The organism is Pantoea sp. SM3640 (assembly GCF_015654165.1).
GTDB lineage: Bacteria > Pseudomonadota > Gammaproteobacteria > Enterobacterales > Enterobacteriaceae > Pantoea > Pantoea vagans.
Genome location: NZ_CP064872.1, coordinates 652956 through 675842 on the forward strand (window position 1 = coordinate 652956; position 22887 = coordinate 675842).

Here is a 22887-nt window from a genome sequence, read left to right on the forward strand (position 1 = left end):
CTGGCTACTCCGGCATTAACGTCCCTGTGCATGCGGTCGACAAAACGATGCAGGCCGTTTTCGATAAAGAGAATGAATAACACTATGGCGCAATTTTACGTTGCAAAACAGCGCGTGACGACGCAACAACGGATCACCGTCACCATTGATGAGCTCGATCCGTTCGGACAGGGCGTGGCGCGTCACAAGGGCAAAACCCTTTTTGTCACGGGTGCTCTGCCGGGTGAACAGGCGGAGGTCGTACTGACAGAGGATAAACGTCAATTTGCCCGGGCGAAAGTGACACGACTGATTAGCCGCAGTCCGGACCGCGTTACGCCGCGCTGCCCGCACTATGAACGCTGCGGTGGCTGTCAGCAGCAGCATGCGGATGTGGCGCTGCAACAGCAGAGCAAAGCCCAGGCGCTGAGCCGGATGCTGAGCAGGGCCGCAGCACAGAACGTGGCGGTAGATGAGGTGATTGCCGGTCAGCCCTGGGGCTACCGCCGTCGCGCCCGTCTGGGTCTGCAATGGCAAAATAAAGCGCAACGCTTACAGATGGGCTTCCGCCAGGAAGCCAGCAACGATCTGGTCGATATTCAGCACTGCCCCATTTTAGCGCCCGAACTTGAAGCGTTACTGGTTCCGCTGCACCAGTGCCTCAGTGCGTTGCGCGCCGTCAGGCGTCTCGGACATGTGGAACTGGTGCTGGCGGATAACGGCCCGCTGATGATTCTGCGCCATCTTGATGCGCTGCATGCCGATGATCGTGAAAAACTGGAACAGTTTTCGCATAAGCATCAGCTGATGCTGTTCCTGGATGCGGGGGAAGAAGAACTGAATGCGTTAAATGAGTCGGTGCCGTTTTATCACTCGCACCAGCTTAAGCTCACCTTCAGCCCACAGGATTTTATCCAGGTTAACGATGCGGTTAATCAGCAGATGGTCGCGAAGGCGATCGCCTGGCTCGACCTGCAGCCGGAAGACCGGGTGCTGGATCTGTTTTGCGGCATGGGAAACTTCACACTTCCTGTAGGAATCTTCGTACAAAATGTGGTTGGTGTGGAGGGGATTGCAGCATTAGTGCGGCAGGCAGCGTATAATGCTGATTTGAATAATCTTAAAAATGTCAGTTTCTTTCAGCATAATCTGGAAGAAGAGGTGTCGCGCCAGCCGTGGGCGGCACAGGGATTTAACAAGGTATTACTCGATCCGGCACGCGCCGGGGCTGCGGGCGTCATGGCGCATGTGGTTAAACTTGCACCAGAACGCGTGGTCTATGTTTCGTGTAATCCCACAACACTCGCCCGCGACAGCCAGACATTGCTGTCGGCAGGCTACCAATTGGAAAGGGTCGCGATGCTGGATATGTTCCCACATACCCGTCATCTCGAATCCATGGTGCTGTTCAGAAAAACATAAGCGATGAATGTCGTTGTGCAGGAGAGGTTATGGTTGCGGTCAGAAGTGCGCATTTAAATACTGAGGGGGATTTCGCCCTCGACCAGTGGATCGCCAGTCTCGGTATTGCCAACCCGCAATCCTGTCAACGCGTTGCTGAGACCTGGCGCTACTGCGAAGCGCAGACGCAGGGCCATCCCGATCAGTCGCTGCTCCTGTGGCGCGGTATCGAGATGGTGGAGATCCTCTCCATGCTCAGCATGGATATTGAAAGCCTGTGTGCGGCGCTGATTTTCCCGCTGGCTAACGATGAAGTGGTGAGTGAAGAGGAGCTGGAAACCGCCGTCGGTAAAGGCATCGTCTCGCTGGTTCACGGCGTGCGCGATATGGACGCCATCCGCCAGCTGAAAGCGATCCACAACGACTCCATGGCCTCTGAACAGGTCGATAACGTCCGCCGCATGCTGCTGGCGATGGTGGAAGATTTCCGCTGCGTGGTGCTCAAGCTGGCCGAACGCATCATGAACCTGCGCGAAATGAAAGATGCGCCGGAAGATGAGCGGGTGCTGGCCGCCAAAGAGAGCACCAACATCTATGCGCCCCTGGCCAACCGTCTTGGTATCGGTCAGCTCAAATGGGAGCTGGAAGATTACTGCTTCCGCTATCTGCATCCCGACGAATATAAGCGCATTGCTAAATTACTGCATGAGCGTCGCATCGATCGTGAGCAGTACATCGATAACTTCGTTAACAATCTGCGCAAAGAGATGGTTAAAGAGGGCGTGCGCGCCGAAGTCTACGGACGTCCGAAACACATCTACAGCATCTGGCGCAAGATGCAGAAAAAATCGCTGGCCTTCGATGAGCTGTTTGACGTGCGTGCGGTGCGCATCGTGGCGGATCGCCTGCAGGATTGTTACGGCGCGCTGGGCACGGTGCATACCCTCTATCGTCATCTGCCCAGCGAATTCGATGACTACGTCGCTAACCCAAAACCCAACGGCTATCAGTCGATTCATACGGTGGTGTTAGGGCCGCAGGGCAAAACGGTGGAGATCCAGATCCGTACCCGCCAGATGCATGAAGATGCCGAGCTGGGCGTGGCGGCGCACTGGAAATATAAAGAGGGGCCAACCTCAAGCAGCGCGCGCGGCGCAGCAGGTCACGAAGAGCGTATCGCCTGGCTGCGTAAGCTGATTAGCTGGCAGGAAGAGATGGCTGACTCCGGCGAGCTGCTGGAAGAGGTCCGTAGCCAGGTGTTCGACGACCGGGTTTACGTCTTTACCCCGAAAGGTGACGTGGTGGATCTGCCGGCCGGTTCGACGCCGCTCGACTTTGCCTATCATATTCACAGTGATATCGGTCACCGCTGCATCGGTGCAAAAATCGGTGGCCGCATCGTGCCGTTCACCTATCAGCTGCAGATGGGCGATCAGGTTGAAGTGATCACCCAGAAACAGCCGAACCCAAGCCGCGACTGGCTCAACCCGAATCTGGGCTATATCACGACCAGCCGTGGACGCTCAAAGATCCACAACTGGTTCCGCAAGCAGGATCGCGACAAGAACATTATCGCCGGACGGCAGATTCTGGATAACGAACTGAATCAGCTTGATATCAGCCTGCGCGAAGCAGAGAAACTGCTGCTGCCGCGCTACAACGTGACCTCACTGGAAGAGCTGCTGGCGGCGATTGGCGGCGGCGATATTCGTCTTAACCAGATGGTTAACTTCCTGCAGGCGAAGCTGAACAAGCCGAGTGCTGAAGAGGAAGATCGCGAAGCGCTGCGGCAGCTGACCCAGAAATCGTACTCGCAGCCTGCACGCAAAGAGAGTGGGCGCGTGGTCGTCGAGGGTGTGGGCAATCTGATGCACCACATTGCCCGTTGCTGTCAGCCGATTCCGGGCGATGATATTGTCGGCTTCATCACTCAGGGGCGCGGCATCTCCATTCACCGCGCCGACTGCGACCAGCTCTCTGAACTGATTTCACATGCGCCGGAACGTATCGTCGATGCCGTATGGGGCGAGAGCTACTCCAGCGGTTACTCGCTGGTGGTGCGCGTCACCGCCAACGATCGCAGCGGCTTGCTGCGTGACATCACCACCATTCTTGCCAACGAGAAAGTGAATGTACTGGGCGTCTCAAGCCGCAGCGACACTAAAAAGCAGCTGGCGACCATCGACATGGATATTGAGATCTACAACCATCAGGTACTGGGACGTGTCCTGGCGCGCCTGAACCAGGTCTCTGATATTATTGACGCCCGCCGCCTGCACTGATATTCAGCTGCACTGCGGCAACCGGAGGTTGCGCGGACGTTTTCTGCGGTACCTGAGCGTGCCGGACGCGGTTCACCCCGTCCGGCACTGTTATACGCCTCGCCTCCTTGCCCGCTGCCTGTCACCTGACTACTCAAGGACCCGTCTGAATGAACGCTATTGAGCGCCTGCTTGGCATCATGAAAACCCTGCGCGATCCCCAACATGGCTGCCCGTGGGACCGTGAACAGACCTTCACCTCTATCGCGCCCTATACGCTGGAAGAGACCTATGAAGTGCTGGACGCCATCCAGCGCGAAGATTTTGACGATCTGCGCGGCGAACTGGGCGATCTGCTGTTTCAGGTGGTGTTCTACGCGCAGATGGCCAGCGAACAGAGTCGCTTTAATTTTGAGGATATCTGTCACGCCATCAGTGACAAGCTGGAGCGCCGTCATCCGCACATTTTTGGCGATGCCACGGCAGAAACCAGCAATGACGTGCTGAAAAACTGGGAAGCGATTAAAACCGCCGAGCGGGCTGATAAAGCCCAGCATTCGGCGTTGGATGACATTCCTAAAGCGCTGCCCGCACTGATGCGTGCCCATAAGATTCAGAAGCGCTGTCACAATGTGGGATTCGACTGGACCACGCTGGGGCCGGTAGTGGCAAAAGTGCATGAAGAGATTGATGAAGTGATGCACGAGGCGCAGCAGAGCGTGGTGGACGGCGAAAAGCTGGAAGAGGAGATTGGCGACCTGCTGTTTGCCACAGTTAACCTGTCGCGTCATCTTGGCAGTAAAGCGGAAACGGCGCTGCAAAAGGCGAATGACAAGTTCGAGCGCCGGTTCCGTGAAGTTGAAGCAATCATCGCAGCACAGGGGTTAAGCATGCCGGGTGCCACGCTGGAGCAGATGGAAGCGGCCTGGCAGCAGGTGAAACAGGGCGAGAAGCGCTGATTATTCCAGCGCTGTGCATAAAGTCGCCAGATATGCTTACTCGTTTCAGCGTGGGTACAACTTTGTGACGCACATCAACATTTCATTGGCAGCTATCCGCTATGTTAGGACGCAGCAATGCGTTGGAGGATGGCTGTGATTCATCAATTGTGGCTGATAGCGGTTTCCAGTATACTGTTTTCCCGTCCTGGTTATTCCACCGTCTTTAAACCTAAACTCTCAGGTTCAGCATGACAACGAATTATATTTTTGTGACCGGCGGGGTCGTTTCCTCTCTGGGTAAAGGCATTGCCGCCGCCTCCCTCGCAGCCATTCTCGAAGCTCGTGGTCTGAACGTGACCATCATGAAGCTGGACCCGTATATCAACGTGGATCCAGGCACCATGAGCCCGACCCAGCACGGCGAAGTTTTCGTCACTGATGACGGCGCTGAAACCGATCTCGATCTGGGTCACTACGAGCGCTTCATCCGCACCAAAATGTCGCGCCGTAACAACTTCACCACCGGCCGTATCTACTCAGAAGTCCTGCGCAAAGAGCGCCGTGGCGACTATCTGGGCGCAACCATTCAGGTTATCCCGCACATCACCAACGCCATCAAAGAACGCATTATTGAAGGCGGTGAAGGTCATGATGTAGTGCTGGTCGAAATCGGCGGCACAGTAGGGGATATCGAATCACTGCCGTTCCTGGAAGCGATTCGCCAGATGGCCGTGGATGTGGGCCGCGAACACACCATGTATATGCACCTGACGCTGGTGCCGTACATGGCGGCGGCGGGTGAAGTGAAAACCAAACCGACTCAGCACTCCGTAAAAGAGCTGCTGTCGATTGGTATCCAGCCAGACGTGCTGATTTGCCGTTCTGATCGTGCCGTTCCGGCCAACGAACGTGCCAAAATAGCGCTGTTCTGTAACGTCCCTGAAAAAGCGGTTATCTCGCTGAAGGACGTGGATTCCATCTACAAGATTCCTGGCATGCTGAAATCGCAGGGCCTGGATGACTACATCTGCAAGCGCTTCAACCTGAATGCACCGGAAGCCAACCTGGCCGAATGGGAGCAGGTAATCTACGAAGAAGCCAATCCGGGTGGTGAAGTCACCATCGGTATGGTGGGCAAGTATGTTGAGCTGCCGGATGCCTATAAGTCCGTCATCGAAGCGCTGAAACATGGTGGCCTGAAAAATCGCGTCACCGTGAACATCAAACTGATCGATTCGCAGGATGTTGAATCCCGCGGTGTCGAATTACTGAAAGATCTGGATGCGATTCTGATCCCAGGCGGCTTTGGCTACCGTGGTGTGGAAGGCAAGCTGATGACCGCCCAGTACGCACGTGAAAACAACGTGCCGTACCTCGGCATCTGTCTGGGCATGCAGGTCGCGCTGATGGAGTTCGCGCGCAATGTCGCGGGCATGCCGGGCGCCAACTCCACTGAATTTGTGCCAGACTGTAAATACCCGGTGGTGGCATTAATCACCGAATGGCGTGACGAAGAAGGCAACGTCGAAGTCCGCAGCGAGCAGAGCGATCTGGGCGGCACCATGCGTCTGGGCAGCCAGCAGTGTCAGTTAACGCCGGGCAGCCAGGTTCGCCAGCTCTACGGCTCTGACACCATCGTTGAGCGCCATCGCCACCGCTATGAAGTAAACAATATGCTGTTAAAGCAGATTGAAGCAGCCGGTCTGCGCGTAGCAGGTCGCTCGGGTGATGATCAACTGGTTGAGATTATCGAGATCCCGAACCATCCGTGGTTTGTGGCCTGCCAGTTCCACCCTGAGTTTACCTCGACCCCACGCGACGGCCATCCGTTGTTTGCCGGCTTTGTTAAAGCCGCGCATGAGCATCAGAAGCGTTTAGCGAAGTAAGTTTCACAGACAACGCGCGAACTTTTCGCGCGTTGTCTGTCTTAGGATTGACTAACTTGTACTGAGGAAAATCGTAATGTCCAAAATCGTAAAAGTCATCGGTCGCGAAATTATCGACTCACGTGGTAACCCGACTGTTGAAGCTGAAGTGCATCTGGAAGGCGGTTTTGTAGGCCTGGCAGCTGCACCATCAGGTGCCTCTACCGGTTCACGCGAAGCGCTGGAACTGCGTGACGGTGACAAATCACGTTTCCTGGGCAAAGGCGTAACCAAAGCCGTTGCTGCAGTAAACGGTCCGATTGCTGAAGCGGTAAAAGGCAAAGACGCGAAAGATCAGGCGAACATCGATAAGATCATGATCGACCTGGACGGTACTGAGAACAAATCTAACTTCGGTGCTAACGCCATTCTGGCTGTTTCACTGGCAGCGGCTAAAGCAGCGGCAGCTTCTAAAGGTCAGGCGCTGTATGAGCACATCGCTGAGCTGAACGGCACCCCAGGCAAATACTCTATGCCACTGCCTATGATGAACATCATCAACGGCGGCGAACATGCCGACAACAACGTCGACATCCAGGAATTCATGATCCAGCCGGTTGGCGCTTCTAACGTTAAAGAAGCTATCCGTATGGGGTCTGAAGTATTCCACAACCTGGCAAAAGTGCTGAAAAGCAAAGGCATGAGCACGGCAGTGGGTGACGAAGGCGGCTACGCGCCTAACCTGGGTTCCAACGCCGAAGCGCTGGCAGTTATCGCTGAAGCGGTAAAAGCAGCAGGCTACGAGCTGGGCAAAGACATCACCCTGGCGATGGACTGTGCGGCATCTGAGTTCTATAAAGATGGCAAATACGTTCTGGCCGGTGAAGGCGGTAAAGCGTTCACCTCTGAAGAGTTCACCCACTTCCTGGAAGATCTGACTAAACAGTATCCGATCGTCTCTATCGAAGATGGCCTGGATGAATCTGACTGGGACGGCTTCGCTTACCAGACCAAAGTGCTGGGCGACAAAATCCAGCTGGTGGGTGACGACCTGTTCGTAACTAACACCAAAATCCTGAAAGAAGGTATCGATAAAGGTATCGCCAACTCCATTCTGATCAAATTCAACCAGATCGGTTCTCTGACCGAAACCCTGGCTGCGATCAAAATGGCGAAAGACGCGGGCTACACTGCCGTGATCTCTCACCGTTCAGGCGAAACTGAAGATGCAACCATCGCTGACCTGGCGGTAGGTACTGCTGCGGGCCAGATCAAAACCGGTTCAATGAGCCGTTCTGACCGTGTTGCTAAGTACAACCAGCTGATCCGTATCGAAGAAGCGCTGGGTTCTAAAGCGCCATTCAACGGTCTGAAAGAAGTTAAAGGTCAGTAATGACCCTGTGCTGATGGCGCGTTAAGCGGCATCGCATACGCTGAAAGCCCCGCCTTGTGTGGGGCTTTTGCTTTTTTCGTGTCGCGCAGCTGTTGTTGTGCGACACACGCTGGCATAATCAGCGCCCCGATTTATCCAGGCGAGTAAAAAATGTTCTACCCGATTAACGAAATGTTCCAGACACTGCAGGGCGAAGGTTATTACACCGGCGTGCCTGCCATTTTCATCCGCCTGCAGGGCTGCCCGGTGGGCTGTAGCTGGTGCGATACCAAACACACCTGGGAAAAGCGGGCAGATCGGGAAACGTCTCTGGGTGATATTTTGATCAAAACGGTGGAGAGCGACGCCTGGGGCGATGCCGATGCCGTCACACTGCTTCGTAGCATCGAACAGCAGGGCTGGACGGCGCGTCATGTGGTGATCACCGGTGGTGAACCGGCGATTTACGACCTGCGTCCGTTAACCACGATTCTGGAACAGCACGGTTTCCAGTGCCAGATTGAGACCAGCGGCACTCACGAGATCCACTGTTCTGAGCAGACCTGGGTGACTGTCTCGCCGAAGGTCAACATGCGCGGCGGCTACGATGTGCTGCCCCAGGCGCTGAGCCGGGCCGATGAAATTAAACATCCGGTGGCACGTCAGCGTGATGTGGACGCACTGGATGGGCTGCTGGCGGGGATTGACGACACCAAAGCCCGAATCATCGCTCTGCAGCCTATCAGTCGTAAAGACGATGCTACCCGACTCTGCATTGAGACCTGCATTGCACGTAACTGGCGTCTGTCGATGCAGACCCACAAATATCTCAATATCGCCTGATAAAAAGTGTGCTGAGCGGTTAACCACAGGGAAGGGGCTTGATGCGGGATGGAAGCGAAACAGCGTCGGATCGAAAGGCTCGATCCGACAGGCTTAGCCGCGGTAAACGCAGCCTGCAGTGCAGGTTTCTTTGATCATGACCGCGCTTAACAGCGGCAGTTGCGGCTTCATCTGATCCCAGATCCATTTTGCCAGCACTTCGCTGGTGGGATTTTCCAGGCCAGGAATATCATTCAGATAGTAGTGGTCCAGCCGATTGTACAGAGGCTTAAACGCCGCCTTCAGTTCAGCAAAATCCATAACCCAGCCGGTATGCGCATCCACTTCGCCGGTAATCTCCAGACGAACCAGGAACGAATGACCGTGCAGACGGCCACATTTGTGTCCGGCCGGCACATTCGGAAGATGGTGCGCGGCTTCGAACTGGAACTCTTTAAACAAGGTGGTAGACATAGTGGTTCTCAGACATTAAAAAACCGCTGAATTCTACCTGATTACCGCTTTTTTCGCACCCGCGCCGCACAAAGCGATACTTTCACATCCGATTGCCGGATCGTGTCCAGCTAATTAACTGATAAATCACCCGTTTACTTACCAGTTTTAACGATTAGCTCTACCAGAAAAACCACTTAGTCATTTTGGTTATTTGATATGTCGAAGGCGTATTTAATCGTTAATATACAGCCCGGTAACCTACGCACTCTTCCGCCACTTTACGGTCCGGACTTCTGATACTGGAATTTTTAACGCGATGACGACTCAGGCACCTGGTTCACTGCTTCCGCTCTCTCCGGAACAACTCGCCCGCTTACAGGCGGCGACGACAGATTATTCCCCGACTCAACTGGCGTGGCTGTCAGGCTATTTCTGGGGCCGGGTAGAGCAGACGCCGGGTAGCGCCGTCGCCAGCAGCGCACCGTCCGTGCCCGCCGCTGAAACGCCGGTTATTACCCTGCTTTCTGCTTCCCAGACCGGCAATGCCCGTCGCCTGGCTGAGCAGCTGCGTGATGACCTGCTGGCCGCGAAGCTGAACGTAAACCTGGTAAATGCCGGTGATTACAAGTTTAAGCAGATTGGTCAGGAAAAAATGCTGGTGGTCGTAACCTCTACTCAGGGCGAAGGCGAGCCGCCGGAAGAGGCGGTGGCGCTGCATAAATTCCTGATGTCGAAGAAGGCACCGAAAATGGAGGGTGCGGCCTTTGCGGTGTTTGGCCTGGGCGACACCTCTTATGAATTCTTCAGTCAGGCGGGCAAAGATTTTGACAATCGTCTGGCTGAGCTGGGCGGCGAACGCCTGCTGGATCGCGTTGATGCGGATGTCGAGTACGCAGAGCAGGCTTCGGCCTGGCGCAGTGCGCTGACCGACATTCTGAAACAGCGCGTGCCGACCGAATCCCCGGCGCAGGCTGCGGCGACAGCGGCAGGCAGCGTCAACGAAGTGACCACCAGCCCCTACAGCAAAGAGTCTCCACTCAGCGCCAGTCTGGCGGTGAATCAGAAAATTACCGGACGTGACTCAGACAAAGATGTGCGCCATATCGAAATCGATCTGGGCGACTCCGGTCTGCGCTACCAGCCTGGCGATGCGCTGGGCGTCTGGTATGAAAATGACGCGGCGCTGGTCAGTGAACTGCTGGAGCTGGTCTGGCTGAAAGGCGATGAGCCGGTAGAGATTCAGGGCAAAACCCTGCCGCTGGCGGAGGCGCTGCAAAAGCATTTCGAGCTGACGGTGAACACGGCGCAGATCGTCGCGCAGTACGCCCAGCTGTCCCGTAATGCGGAGCTGCTGTCGCTGGTGGATGATAAAGCCCGGTTGCAGCACTATGCGCAGAACTATCCGATTGTGGATATGGTGCGTCTGGCTCCGGCTGAACTCACGGCAGAACAGCTGACCGGCCTGCTGCGACCGCTGACGCCGCGACTCTATTCTATCGCCTCTTCGCAGGCCGAAACCGACACCGAAGTGCACATCACCGTGGGTGCAGTGCGCTTCGATATTGAAGGTCGCCAGCGCGGCGGCGGTGCATCGACCTGGCTGGCCGATCGCATTGAAGAAGAGGGCGAAGTCCGTGTCTTCATTGAGCACAACGATAATTTCCGCCTGCCGGCTAATCCGGACGCGCCGGTGATCATGATTGGCCCGGGCACCGGCATCGCGCCGTTCCGCGCCTTTATGCAGCAGCGCGACAACGACGGTGCCAGCGGCAAAAACTGGCTATTCTTTGGTAATCCGCACTTCACCGACGATTTCCTCTATCAGGTGGAGTGGCAGAAATATGTGAAGGATGGGCTGCTGACGAATATCGACCTCGCCTGGTCACGCGATCAGGCAGAGAAGATTTACGTACAGGATAAGATCCGCGCGAAAGGGGCTGAAGTCTGGCGCTGGATTGAAGAGGGCGCGCATCTGTATGTCTGTGGCGACGCGAATCGTATGGCAAAAGACGTCGAGCAGGCCCTGCTGGATGTGGTGGTCGAACACGGCGGAATGGATCGTGAAACGGCCGACGAATTTTTAAGTGAGCTGCGCATTGAGCGCCGTTATCAGCGAGACGTTTACTAATGAGCGATAAACACCCTGGACCGCTGGTTGTAGAAGGCAAATTAGCAGACGCTGAGCGTCTGAAGAAGCAGAGCAACTATCTGCGCGGCACCATCAAAGAAGATCTGGAAGAGGGTCTGACCGGCGGCTTTACCGGCGATAACTTCCTGCTGATCCGTTTTCACGGCATGTACCAGCAGGACGATCGCGACATTCGTGCCGAACGTGCCGAGCAGAAGCTGGAACCGCGCCACGCCATGATGCTGCGCTGCCGACTGCCGGGCGGGATCATCACGCCGACGCAGTGGCTGGCCATCGACAAATTTGCCACCGATAAAACCATTTATGGCAGCATCCGTCTGACCAACCGTCAGACCTTCCAGTTTCACGGTATTCTGAAGAAGAACGTCAAGCCGACGCATCAGATGCTGCATGAAGTGGGGCTGGATGCGCTGGCGACCGCCAACGACGTCAACCGTAACGTGCTCTGTACGTCGAACCCGGTTGAGTCGGAACTGCATCAGGAAGCGTATGAGTGGGCGAAGAAGCTCTCCGAGCATCTGCTGCCGCGCACCCGTGCCTATGCAGAAATCTGGTGGGATAAAGAAAAAGTCGCGACAACAGACGAAGAGCCGATTCTCGGTGAAACCTATCTGCCGCGTAAATTCAAAACGACGGTAGTGATCCCGCCGCACAACGATGTGGATCTGCACGCCAACGATCTGAACTTTGTCGCCGTCGCCGAGAATGGCAAGCTGGTGGGCTTCAACCTGCTGGTGGGTGGTGGCCTTTCGATCGAGCACGGTAACAAAGCGACTTACGCGCGTACCGCCAGCGAATTTGGTTACTTCCCGGTTGAGAAGATCCTTGATGTTGCCGAGGCGGTCGTGACGACGCAGCGTGACTGGGGTAACCGTACCGATCGTAAAAACGCCAAAACCAAATACACCCTTGAACGTGTTGGTGTCGAGACCTTTAAAGCGGAAGTTGAAAAGCGCGCTGGCCTGACGTTTGAGCCGATCCGTCCCTATGAGTTCACCACCCGTGGTGATCGCATTGGCTGGATCAAAGGCATCGACAACAAATGGCACCTCACACTGTTTATTGAAAATGGCCGCCTGCTCGACTATCCGGGCCGACCGCTGAAAAGCGGCATCGCGGAAATTGCGAAAATCCATCAGGGTGACTTCCGCCTGACAGCCAACCAGAACCTGATTGTGGCGGGTGTGCCGGAAAGCGAAAAAGCGCAGATTGAAGCGATCGCCCGCGAACATGGTCTGATGGATCATGTGACGCCACAGCGCGAAAACTCCATGGCCTGCGTTGCGTTCCCGACCTGTCCGCTGGCGATGGCAGAAGCCGAACGCTTCCTGCCCGCGTTTGTGACCAAAGTCGAGGGCATCATGCACGCGCATGGCGTTGGTGATGAGCACATAGTGTTACGCGTTACCGGTTGTCCGAACGGTTGCGGCCGTGCCATGCTGGCGGAGCTGGGTCTGGTGGGTAAAGCGCCAGGCCGCTACAACCTGCATCTGGGCGGAAACCGCAGCGGAACGCGTATTCCCCGTATGTACCGTGAAAACATTAACGAAAGCGAAATTCTCGCCACCATTGATGAGCTGGTGGGACGCTGGGCCACCGAGCGCCAGGCCGCTGAAGGCTTTGGTGACTTCACCATCCGCGCAGGCATTGTTGCGCCGGTGCTGGACCCGGCACGCGACTTCTGGGAGGAAGCAAAATGAGTCAGCCCGACCTCGCAGCACTGAATGAGATGTCCAAAGTCCAGCGTGCGATGGCGCTGGCCGCGACCAATGCACAGCTGGAGAAGTCATCAGCAGAAGAGCGGGTCAGCTGGGCGCTGGAGAATTTACCGGGCGCCTACGTGCTCTCCTCCAGTTTCGGTATTCAGGCGGCGGTGTCGCTGCATCTGGTGACGCGTCAGCAGCCCGATATTCCGGTGATCCTCACCGACACCGGCTATCTGTTCCCGGAGACCTATCGTTTTATTGATGAGCTGGCGGACCAGCTCAATCTCAACCTCAAAGTGTTCCGCGCCGAAACCTCACCGGCCTGGCAGGAAGCGCGCTACGGCAAGCTGTGGGAACAGGGCGTCGAGGGGATTGAGAAATATAACGAGATCAATAAAGTCGAGCCGATGAACCGGGCTATCGAAACCCTGGGTGCCCAGACCTGGTTTGCCGGCCTGCGCCGTGACCAGTCCGGCAGCCGGGCAAATCTGCCGGTGCTGGGCGTGCAGCGTGGCGTCTTTAAGCTGCTGCCGATTATTGACTGGGATAACCGCCAGATTCATCAGTACCTGGAACAGCACAAGCTGAAGTACCATCCACTGTGGGATGAAGGCTATCTTTCAGTAGGTGATATCCATACCACCCGCAAATGGGAGCCGGGTATGGCAGAAGAAGAGACACGCTTCTTCGGTCTTAAGCGCGAGTGTGGTCTGCACGAAGGCTGATGACGTTCTTCTCTCCCCCGCGAGGGGGAGAGAATGTCTTCACGCAGTCAGTCAGGAAGTTAAACGCCTTTTAATCCGGCAAACGCCTCCGCTTCGCGCGTCACATTCACTTTCGTCACCTCATACTCCGCCACGGCAACAAATGGATCTTCCGCTAAGATCGCATCCAGCTTTTCACGTTCCATCTCTCTGACCAGCAACATGCCGCCCGTGCGTGGATCTTTACGTCCCGCGGCAATAAAAAAGCCCGCATCAAAATAGCGATCGAGCCAGTCGATATGGCCTGCCAGCAGCGCTTCAACCTCTTCTACCGGACGAACATAATTCAGAAAAACTACGTACATGTCAGATCCTCACACTTTAGGATTGGTCAGTTCGCTGATCAGCGGCAGCAGCACGCGGACGCTGTCGCGGGTTCGCAGGGCTATCTGGCCCGGCAGCCAGCGGTCGAGATAGCTCAGATTATCCAGATCAGTCTGATGACGGGTCACACCATCCGGAAAGTGGTGGCTGCGATGACGCTGTAATGCGCCATCTTTATTCCCCAGCGTCCAGTTGCTGGCGGTCACATCCAGCAGCGGAAAGCCCGCCCTGTCGAAGGCATTCAGACCGTTGAAGTCTTTGCGAGTCAGCTGATGACTCGCAGCGGGAATGCCCTGCTGACGGGCCAGTAGCAGCGCGCGATCGCTGGTCTGCTTGCGCACCGCCCGGGGCGTGTTCATGCCGCTGTTGAAATAGAGATGATCGCCGGTGATCAGGCTATTGAGGTCGATGACCAGCAGCGTGTTCTTTTTCTCACGCGTGCTCATCCGCTCAACGTAATCATCCATGCCGTGCAGGTCGGTTTCTCCGGCGCTGAGCGCCACAAAGCGGATGCCGTAGTGCAGCGGTTTACGACTCAGCTGCTGCGCCAGCTCCAGCATCACGCCAAGACCCGACGCATTATCGTCCACGCCCTGCAGACGTAAGCCGCCCAGATTATGATGGACCTGGCTGCTGTTCTGCGGCGTCCAGGTATCCAGATGTGCCACGATCAGAATCTCCTGCGGCACGCTGCCGGCGCGCGCAGCAATCACCGAGGTGGCCGTGAGCTTATGCCAGCGCTGCGTGCCGTCATCTTCCTGCCACTTATAGCCGGTGTTGAACTGGCGGGTATCGGTTTTATACCCCAGCGCGGTAAATTGCTGTTGCAGATAGTCAGCGGCCATCAACTCAGCCGGACTACCACTCATGCGGCCAGGAAAATAAGTGGCGATGTGCCGGACCTGCTGTTCGGCAAACTGACCCGCTGGCGCGGCCAGGGCCAGCGGGGAAATAAGTGCGCTCAACAAAACTGTCGCGACCCTCAGGCGGAGGGAACAAAACATAGTGCATCCTTTTTTACATTATCCGGGAGCTAACAGGCATGCGGGCCAGGCCTGCTCATGCCGCGCGCATTATACCCCTTTTGTTCTGCGAGCTGGTTAGCGGAATCGGGCGCTACTGAGAGGGAAAGCACCTACGCATATTTATCGCTGGCACTTATCTGCTTTTGCGGGCGCAGGCGCTGACCGGAATGTGTGAGCCTGTTCACGAAAAAGCCATTAAATTTCATCTGTTAAGATCAAATTGTTCTGTGCTTTGCGGTGTCGTTATTCCATTCGGTAACTACTCATTCCAATTCGTAATTTCATCTGGATAAACTCAGCGACGTATAGTCGCGTTAATACAAAGTTAAATCATCAGGGTTAACGTGGACTATTTGCCTCTTTTTGCCGATCTCTCTGGCCGCCCGGTTCTGGTTGTCGGCGGTGGAGATATTGCGGCGCGAAAAATTGAACTGCTGCGTCGCGCGCGCGCGCGCGTTCAGATCGCCTCTCGTGAACTCTGCCCGGAACTGCAGGCACTGCTGGATAAGCAGGAGCTGGAGTGGGTGGCGACCGAATTTGATCCGTCCCAGCTGGATGGCGTTTTCCTGGTGATTGCTGCCACCGACGATAACCATCTCAACACCCAGGTTTTTGAAGCCGCTAACGCGCGGCATAAGCTGGTTAACGTGGTCGACGACCAGCCAAAATGCACCTTTATCTTCCCGTCGATTGTTGACCGCTCACCGCTGGTAGTGGCGATCTCCTCCAGCGGCACCGCGCCGGTGCTGGCACGCATGCTGCGCGAAAAAATCGAAACGCTGCTGCCTGCCAGTCTTGGTCAGATGGCGGAGGTAGCCGGACTCTGGCGCGATAAGGTCAAACAGCGCTTCAGCCGCATGTCCGATCGTCGGCGTTTCTGGGAGCGGGCCTTCGACGGTCTGTTCGCCAGTCAGATGTCAGCCGGTAACGTCGAAGAGGCGAAGCGCACGCTGGATCGTGAACTGCTGGAAGAGCCAACCCGTCAGGGCGAGATCTTTCTGGTCGGTGCCGGGCCGGGCGACAGCGGCCTGCTGACGCTGCGTGGCCTGCAGGTAATGCAGTTAGCTGATGTGGTGCTCTACGACCATCTGGTCAGCGAAGAGGTGCTGGACCTGGTGCGTCGCGACGCCGACCGCATCTGCGTCGGTAAACGCGCCAGCGCGCATACGTTACCGCAGGAAGAGATTAATCAGTTGCTGGTTTCACTGGCGCTGAAAGGTAAGCGCGTTGTCCGCCTCAAGGGTGGCGATCCCTTTATCTTTGGCCGCGGCGGCGAAGAGCTGCAGGCGGCACAGCAGGCGGGCGTGCCGTTCCAGGTGGTGCCGGGCGTCACCGCGGCTGCTGGTGCGACGGCCTATGCCGGGATTCCGCTGACCCATCGCGATTACGCGCAGAGCGTGATGTTTATTACCGGTCACTGCCGTCCCGATGGCGATGATATCGACTGGCCATCGCTGGCGCGCGCGCGTCAGACGCTGGCGATCTACATGGGCACGGTTAAAGCGGCTGCTATCAGCGCGGCGCTGATTCAGCACGGTCGCGCGCCATCAACGCCAGTGGCGGTGATCAGTCGCGGCACCCGTCAGGATCAACAGGTGCTGACCGGCACCTTAGAACAACTTGAGGCGCTGGCCGCCTCGGCACCTACCCCGGCGCTGCTGGTGATCGGAGAGGTGGTTAATCTGCACGGGCAACTCGCCTGGTTTAAACATTCAGCACAGCAGGGGACTCGCGAGTCCGCCGTTGTCAATCTGGCTTGAGGGAAAATCATGGACCAAAAACGACTCACTCATCTGCGTCAGCTGGAGGCGGAGAGTATCCACATCATTCGCGAAGTGGCGGCGGAGTTCAGCAATCCGGTGATGATGTACTCTATCGGCAAAGACTCCTCGGTGATGCTGCATCTGGCGCGTAAAGCCTTTTATCCGGGCACGCTGCCGTTCCCGCTGCTGCATGTGGATACCGGCTGGAAATTCCGTGAAATGTACGCGTTCCGCGACCGCACCGTGAAAGCGATGGGCGCAGAGTTGCTGGTTCACCGCAACCCGGAAGGCGTGGCGATGGGGATTAACCCCTTTGTCCACGGCAGTGCCAAACACACTGACATCATGAAGACCGAAGGGCTGAAGCAGGCGCTGAACAAATATGGTTTCGATGCGGCCTTTGGCGGCGCACGTCGTGATGAAGAGAAGTCACGCGCCAAAGAGCGTATCTACTCCTTCCGTGACCGCTTCCACCGCTGGGATCCGAAAAACCAGCGTCCTGAGCTGTGGCACAACTACAACGGCCAGATCAACAAGGGCGAAAGCATCCGCGTCTTCCCGCTGTCGAACTGGACTGAACTGGATATCTGGCAGTACATCTTCCTGGAAAACATCGAGATCGTGCCGCTCTATCTTGCCGCGCCGCGTCCGGTGCTGGAGCGTGATGGCATGCTGATGATGATCGATGACGATCGCATCAACCTGCAGCCGGGTGAAGAGATCACCCAGCGGATGGTCCGTTTCCGTACGCTCGGCTGCTGGCCGCTGACCGGTGCGGTAGAGTCCGAAGCGCAGACGCTGCCGGAGATCATCGAAGAGATGCTGGTCTCCACCACCAGCGAGCGTCAGGGCCGCATGATCGATCGCGATCAGTCCGGTTCGATGGAACTGAAAAAACGCCAGGGTTATTTCTAAGGAGACGCCAGATGAATACCGTAATTGCACAACAGATTGCCGACCAGGGCGGCGTTGAAGCCTGGCTGACCGCTCAACAGCATAAGAGCCTGCTGCGTTTTCTGACCTGCGGCAGCGTTGATGACGGAAAAAGTACCCTGATTGGTCGTCTGCTGCACGACACCCGTCAGATCTATGAAGATCAGCTTTCATCACTGCACAACGACAGCAAACGTCACGGCACCCAGGGCGAGAAGCTCGATCTGGCGCTGCTGGTGGATGGCCTGCAGGCGGAACGTGAGCAGGGCATTACTATTGATGTGGCCTACCGCTACTTCTCGACCGAAAAGCGTAAATTCATTATTGCGGATACGCCGGGACATGAGCAGTACACCCGCAACATGGCGACTGGCGCGTCAACCTGCGATCTGGCGATCCTGCTGATCGATGCGCGTAAGGGCGTCCTGGATCAGACCCGCCGTCACAGCTTTATCTCGACGCTGCTGGGCATCAAGCACCTGGTGGTGGCGATCAACAAGATGGATCTGGTGGAGTACGAGCAGACACGCTTCGAGCAGATCAAACAGGATTACCTCGACTTTGCTGCCCAGCTGCCGGAAGACCTTGATATCCGCTTTGTGCCGATGTCAGCGCTGGAAGGGGATAACGTCGCCTCTGCCAGCCAGACTATGCCGTGGTACAGCGGCCCGACCCTGCTGGATGTGCTGGAAACCGTGGAGCTGAAGCGCGTTGTCGATCATCAGCCGATGCGTTTCCCGGTGCAGTATGTCAACCGCCCGAACCTGGATTTCCGTGGCTATGCCGGTACCCTGGCGTCAGGCAGCGTGCAGGTCGGCCAGCGCGTAAAAGTGCTGCCGTCTGGCGTGGAGTCGACGATTGCCCGCATTGTCACCTTTGATGGCGATCTGCAGGAAGCGGGTGCAGGTGAAGCGATCACCCTGGTGCTGCAGGATGAGATTGATATCAGCCGTGGCGATTTGCTGGTCGATGCCAGCGAAGCGCTGTCGGCGGTGCAGTCTGCCAGTGTTGATGTGGTCTGGATGGCGGAACAGCCGCTGCAGGCCGGTCAGAGCTATGATCTGAAAATCGCCGGTAAGAAAACCCGTGGTCGCGTTGAGAAGGTGCTGCATCAGGTTGAGATCAACTCGCTGGAGACACGTCAGGTCGATTCGCTGCCGCTGAACGGTATTGGTCGCATTGAGATCACCTTTGACGAACCGATGGTGCTCGACAACTATCAGCAGAATCCGGTAACCGGCGGCATGATCTTTATCGATCGCCTGAGCAACGTCACCGTGGGTGCCGGTATGATCCATCAGCCAAACCATGATGCGCCGGTTAACAGCGGTGAGTTCAGCGCGTTTGAGCTGGAACTGAATGCGCTGGTGCGTCGTCACTTCCCACACTGGAACGCGCGCGACCTGCTGGGCGGTCAATAATGGCGCAGCACGATGATAACGTGGTGTGGCATGACCATCCGGTAACACGCGCTTCTCGCGAGCAGCAGCACGGCCATCAGGGCGTGGTGCTGTGGTTCACCGGGCTTTCGGGCTCGGGGAAATCCACCGTCGCAGGTGCGCTGGAGCAGGCGCTGCACCGCATCGGTGTCAGCACCTATCTGCTGGATGGTGACAATGTGCGCCACGGCCTCTGTCGTGACCTCGGCTTCAGCGATGATGACCGCAAGGAAAACATCCGCCGGGTCGGTGAAGTGGCGAAACTGATGGTGGATGCCGGACTCGTGGTGCTTACCGCCTTTATTTCGCCGCATCGCGCCGAGCGTCAGATGGTGCGCGACCTGCTGGAGCCAGGGCAGTTTATTGAGGTGTTTGTCGATACGCCATTAGCCGTGTGTGAAGCGCGCGATCCGAAAGGGTTATATCGCAAAGCGCGCGCCGGTGAGCTGCGTAATTTCACCGGCATCGACAGCATCTATGAGGCGCCAGACAGCCCGGAAATCCAGCTGGATGGCGAACAATTGGTTACAAAACTGGCCGCCCAATTGTTAGATCTGCTGCGCGACCGCGATATCATCAGATCCTGAAGAGACATCGGCAGATCGTCTGATCTGCCGCCCTCGCGCCAACAGGATGCCTATGCAGAACATTACCCCAATGCTCGCCCGTAAAGATGACTCCGCCCCGGATGAGCCACGCTCACTGCTGCCGGGCGGCGTTATCGGTTTTCTTGCTTACGGGTGTGCGCTGGCGATCCCTTTCCTGCTGTTCGGCTCTAACACGCTGTTTTTCTTTCTCTATACCTGGCCATTCTTTCTGGCGTTGTTGCCGGTCGCTGTGGTTACGGGTATTGCACTGAATACGCTGCTGAGCGGGCAGTGGCTCTGGGCCGCACTCGCCACCGTGATTATGGTGGTCACGCTATTCTGGTTAATGTTCTCCTTTCTCTCCGGCTGGTAAGCCATCACTGCGCCCGTGCTGATGTGCAAACGCATCGGCAGGTTACAAATCTTTTCCCGCCAGAATCGGTACTCATTACGCATACGCGCAGCAAAGCATGCCATTTTCGCCGCTGGTGTGGAGTCCTGTGCAAAGTTATGGGATGATTGGGCCGTTTTTAGGGGGCGGGATGGGAAAACTGACGTTACTGTTATTGGTGCTGCTAGGCTGGCTGCAATATTCATTGTGGCTGGGGAAAAATGGCATCCATGACTATACGCGCGTCAATGATGATGTCGCGGTGCAACAGGCAAACAATGCCAAACTGAAATCGCGAAACGATCAGCTGTTTGCCGAAATTGACGACCTCAATGGCGGCTCGGAAGCGATCGAGGAGCGTGCACGCAATGAACTGGGCATGATTAAGCCCGGTGAGACTTTCTATCGTCTGGTGCCTGACCAGAACAAACGCAACGCGCAACAAGCAGCGCAAAACCAACAACGATAAAACATGAACACTCTGGCCTCCCTTGCGGATGTGATTGCCGTGGTGCCCGCTGCCGGGATCGGCAGCCGCATGCAGGCAACCTGTCCGAAGCAGTATCTGACCATTGGTCAGCACACCCTTCTGGAACACAGCATTACACGTCTGTTTTCCCATCCCGCCATCAGACAGGTGATTGTTGCCCTCAGCCCCGATGACGAGCACTTCGCTTCCCTGCCGCTGGCGCGCGATCCGCGCGTGCTCAGGGTGACAGGCGGAGAAACCCGTGCCGAATCGGTGCTGGCCGGACTGCAGGCCGCACAGGGTTCCGCCTGGGTGCTGGTGCATGACGCTGCGCGTCCCTGTCTGCATCCCGACGATCTCCAGCAACTGCTCAACGTGCGCGAACAGAGCCACGTAGGCGGAATTCTGGCTGCGCCGGTGCGCGACACCATGAAGCGGGGCGAGCCGGGCAAAGCGGCAGTAGCCCATACCGTAGAACGTGACGATCTCTGGCACGCCTTAACGCCGCAATTTTTCCCTCATGCGCTGCTTACCGCCTGCCTGACGCGGGCGCTGACAGAAGGCGCGACCATCACCGATGAAGCGTCGGCGCTGGAGTATTGCGGCTACCATCCGCTGTTAGTCAGCGGACGCAGTGATAACATCAAAGTCACCCGGCCAGAAGATCTGGCCCTGGCGGCTTTTTATCTGAGTCAGATTCAATTAAAGGAGAGCGCATGATGCGTATCGGTCACGGTTTTGACGTTCACGCCTTTGGCGGAGAAGGTCCGTTAGTGATTGGCGGTGTGCGGATCCCGTTTGAACACGGTTTTATCGCCCATTCCGATGGCGATGTGGCGCTGCATGCGCTGACTGACGCACTGCTGGGCGCAGTAGCGATGGGCGATATCGGCAAGCTGTTTCCCGACACCGATCCGGCCTTTAAAGGGGCGGACAGCCGCGGCCTGCTGCGTGAGGCCTGGCGTCGTATTGAAGCCAAAGGCTATCGTATCGGTAATGTCGACGTCACGATTATTGCTCAGGCACCGAAAATGCTGCCGCACGTGCCACAGATGCGTATCAACATCGCAGAAGACTTAGGCTGCCACATGGATGCGGTCAACGTCAAAGCGACCACCACCGAGAAGCTCGGTTTTACCGGGCGCGGCGAAGGCATCGCCTGTGAAGCGGTCGCATTAGTCCTGAAAGCTGACAGCCAATGACGCTGAATTACCTGCACGGCACGCCCACAGCCGTCGGCGTGATCAAAGCCAATCCGGAAGATTTCGTGGTGGTGGAAGACCTCGGGTATAGCGCGGATGGGGAAGGTGAGCATCTGCTGGTACGCATCCGTAAAGTCGGGGCCAATACCCGCTTTGTGGCGGAGGCGCTGGCTAAGTATCTTGGTATTCATCAGCGCGACATGAGCTATGCCGGGATGAAAGACCGCCATGCGGTCACGGAGCAGACCCTCTGTTTCCGTCTGCCAGGCAATGCGATGCCCGATCTGCGCGGTTTTTCGCTTGAGGGCGTCGATATTTTGCAGGTGGTGCGTCACAAGCGTAAGCTGCGCATCGGCGCACTGGCGGGAAATGCGTTCCGGCTGGTTATCCGCCAGATCAGCGACCGCGATGCGGTTGAAACGCGTCTGGTGCAGGTTCGCGATGCGGGCGCGCCCAACTATTTTGGTGAACAGCGATTTGGTCGCGGCGGCAATAACCTGGTGATGGCGGAGAAGTGGGCGCGCAATGAGATTATTATTCGCGACCGCAACAAGCGCAGCCTGATGCTCTCCGCCGCACGCAGTGCGCTGTTTAATCAGGTGACCAGCGTGCGTCTGCAACAGCAGAGCAGCCTGACGCAGGTGCTCAACGGCGATGCTTTGCAACTGACTGGCCGTGGCAGCTGGTTTGTCGCCCAGCCTGATGAACTGGCAGAGTCACAGCGCCGGGTTGAACAGCATGAGCTGCGCATTACCGCGCCGCTGCCGGGACGCGGCCAGCCTGGCCCGCAGGCTGACGCGCTGGCCTTTGAACAGCAGGCGCTGGCGGATGAGTCGCTGCTGCTGGGATTGATCGAACGTGAGAAGGTTGATGCAGCCCGCCGCGCTATGCTGGTGGTGCCGCGCGATATGCAGTGGGGCTGGTGGGATGACGTCACGCTGGAACTGTCGTTCTGGCTGCCTGCGGGCAGCTTTGCTACCAGCGTGGTCCGGGAGCTGCTGACTCAAACGGATTCGCCCGATCAGCCTGATGAGTAAT

The 22887-nt window shown here is 56.8% G+C and carries 21 protein-coding genes; 18 read left to right on the forward strand and 3 right to left on the reverse strand.

Annotation, left to right across the window (positions count from 1 at the left end):
- The first annotated feature begins 84 nt into the window (after positions 1-84).
- From rlmD to queE, 6 genes are all read left to right on the forward strand, one after another.
- Positions 85-1401, forward strand: a complete 1317-nt coding sequence (rlmD, locus tag IV493_RS03135) for a 23S rRNA (uracil(1939)-C(5))-methyltransferase RlmD (protein WP_195857719.1) — start codon at positions 85-87, stop codon at positions 1399-1401.
- Positions 1402-1430: 29 nt separating this feature from the next.
- On the forward strand, positions 1431-3662 hold the full coding sequence (relA, locus tag IV493_RS03140) for a GTP diphosphokinase (RefSeq protein WP_013358883.1): 2232 nt from the start codon (positions 1431-1433) through the stop codon (positions 3660-3662).
- A gap of 149 nt (positions 3663-3811) precedes the next feature.
- Entirely contained in the window at positions 3812-4600 is a 789-nt protein-coding gene (gene mazG, locus IV493_RS03145) for a nucleoside triphosphate pyrophosphohydrolase (protein ID WP_095706748.1), read from the forward strand.
- 230 nt (positions 4601-4830) lie between these two features.
- Positions 4831-6468, forward strand: coding sequence for a glutamine hydrolyzing CTP synthase (pyrG, locus tag IV493_RS03150; protein WP_013358881.1), 1638 nt, complete (start codon positions 4831-4833; stop codon positions 6466-6468).
- A 76-nt stretch (positions 6469-6544) separates the two neighbouring features.
- Positions 6545-7840 (forward strand): phosphopyruvate hydratase, encoded by a 1296-nt coding sequence (gene eno / locus IV493_RS03155; RefSeq protein WP_013358880.1) that lies wholly within the window; start codon positions 6545-6547, stop codon positions 7838-7840.
- 150 nt (positions 7841-7990) lie between these two features.
- Entirely contained in the window at positions 7991-8662 is a 672-nt protein-coding gene (queE, locus tag IV493_RS03160; RefSeq protein WP_107320067.1) for a 7-carboxy-7-deazaguanine synthase QueE, read from the forward strand.
- Between the two features lie 93 nt (positions 8663-8755).
- On the opposite strand, the gene queD is transcribed toward queE, so the two are convergent.
- Positions 8756-9115 carry a 6-carboxytetrahydropterin synthase QueD gene (gene queD / locus IV493_RS03165; RefSeq protein ID WP_013358878.1) on the reverse strand — a complete coding sequence of 120 codons (360 nt, stop codon included), beginning with the start codon at positions 9113-9115 and terminating at the stop codon, positions 8756-8758.
- A gap of 298 nt (positions 9116-9413) precedes the next feature.
- Here queD and cysJ point away from each other — a divergent pair, with 298 nt between their 5' ends.
- The 3 genes from cysJ to IV493_RS03180 are packed head-to-tail and all read left to right on the forward strand — an operon-like array spanning position 9414 to position 13677.
- Positions 9414-11225, forward strand: coding sequence for an NADPH-dependent assimilatory sulfite reductase flavoprotein subunit (cysJ, locus tag IV493_RS03170; RefSeq protein WP_195857720.1), 1812 nt, complete (start codon positions 9414-9416; stop codon positions 11223-11225).
- Entirely contained in the window at positions 11225-12946 is a 1722-nt protein-coding gene (gene cysI / locus IV493_RS03175) for an assimilatory sulfite reductase (NADPH) hemoprotein subunit (protein ID WP_013358876.1), read from the forward strand. The genes cysJ and cysI overlap by 1 nt, the downstream gene beginning before the upstream one ends.
- On the forward strand, positions 12943-13677 hold the full coding sequence (locus tag IV493_RS03180; protein ID WP_195857721.1) for a phosphoadenylyl-sulfate reductase: 735 nt from the start codon (positions 12943-12945) through the stop codon (positions 13675-13677). Before cysI ends, IV493_RS03180 begins: the two co-directional genes overlap by 4 nt.
- Positions 13678-13736: 59 nt before the next feature.
- Here the strand turns inward: IV493_RS03180 and IV493_RS03185 are convergent, their stop codons facing one another.
- Together IV493_RS03185 and IV493_RS03190 are read right to left on the reverse strand one after the other, a co-directional pair.
- Positions 13737-14021: a YciI family protein gene (locus tag IV493_RS03185; RefSeq protein ID WP_013358874.1), complete on the reverse strand. Its 285-nt coding sequence runs from the start codon at positions 14019-14021 to the stop codon at positions 13737-13739.
- Between the two features lie 9 nt (positions 14022-14030).
- Positions 14031-15044: an aminopeptidase gene (locus tag IV493_RS03190; protein WP_013358873.1), complete on the reverse strand. Its 1014-nt coding sequence runs from the start codon at positions 15042-15044 to the stop codon at positions 14031-14033.
- Between the two features lie 365 nt (positions 15045-15409).
- Here IV493_RS03190 and cysG point away from each other — a divergent pair, with 365 nt between their 5' ends.
- From cysG to truD, 9 genes are all read left to right on the forward strand, one after another.
- The gene (cysG, locus tag IV493_RS03195) at positions 15410-16825 is read left to right on the forward strand and encodes a siroheme synthase CysG (RefSeq protein WP_013358872.1); all 1416 of its coding nucleotides are present in this window, start codon (positions 15410-15412) and stop codon (positions 16823-16825) included.
- 9 nt (positions 16826-16834) lie between these two features.
- A complete protein-coding gene (gene cysD / locus IV493_RS03200; RefSeq protein WP_013358871.1) occupies positions 16835-17743 on the forward strand; it encodes a sulfate adenylyltransferase subunit CysD in 909 nt (302 codons plus the stop codon).
- An 11-nt stretch (positions 17744-17754) separates the two neighbouring features.
- Positions 17755-19182 (forward strand): sulfate adenylyltransferase subunit CysN, encoded by a 1428-nt coding sequence (gene cysN, locus IV493_RS03205; protein ID WP_095706751.1) that lies wholly within the window; start codon positions 17755-17757, stop codon positions 19180-19182.
- Complete coding sequence (gene cysC / locus IV493_RS03210; RefSeq protein WP_095706752.1) at positions 19182-19787, forward strand: adenylyl-sulfate kinase; 606 nt, start codon at positions 19182-19184, stop codon at positions 19785-19787. The genes cysN and cysC overlap by 1 nt, the downstream gene beginning before the upstream one ends.
- 52 nt (positions 19788-19839) lie before the next feature.
- Positions 19840-20160 (forward strand): DUF3561 family protein, encoded by a 321-nt coding sequence (locus IV493_RS03215; RefSeq protein WP_013358868.1) that lies wholly within the window; start codon positions 19840-19842, stop codon positions 20158-20160.
- 169 nt (positions 20161-20329) lie between these two features.
- A complete protein-coding gene (gene ftsB, locus IV493_RS03220) occupies positions 20330-20647 on the forward strand; it encodes a cell division protein FtsB (RefSeq protein WP_013358867.1) in 318 nt (105 codons plus the stop codon).
- Between the two features lie 3 nt (positions 20648-20650).
- The gene (gene ispD / locus IV493_RS03225) at positions 20651-21367 is read left to right on the forward strand and encodes a 2-C-methyl-D-erythritol 4-phosphate cytidylyltransferase (protein ID WP_195857722.1); all 717 of its coding nucleotides are present in this window, start codon (positions 20651-20653) and stop codon (positions 21365-21367) included.
- Positions 21367-21849: a 2-C-methyl-D-erythritol 2,4-cyclodiphosphate synthase gene (gene ispF, locus IV493_RS03230; RefSeq protein ID WP_008927107.1), complete on the forward strand. Its 483-nt coding sequence runs from the start codon at positions 21367-21369 to the stop codon at positions 21847-21849. Before ispD ends, ispF begins: the two co-directional genes overlap by 1 nt.
- A complete protein-coding gene (gene truD / locus IV493_RS03235) occupies positions 21846-22886 on the forward strand; it encodes a tRNA pseudouridine(13) synthase TruD (protein WP_195857723.1) in 1041 nt (346 codons plus the stop codon). The genes ispF and truD overlap by 4 nt, the downstream gene beginning before the upstream one ends.
- Position 22887: the final 1 nt, after the last annotated feature.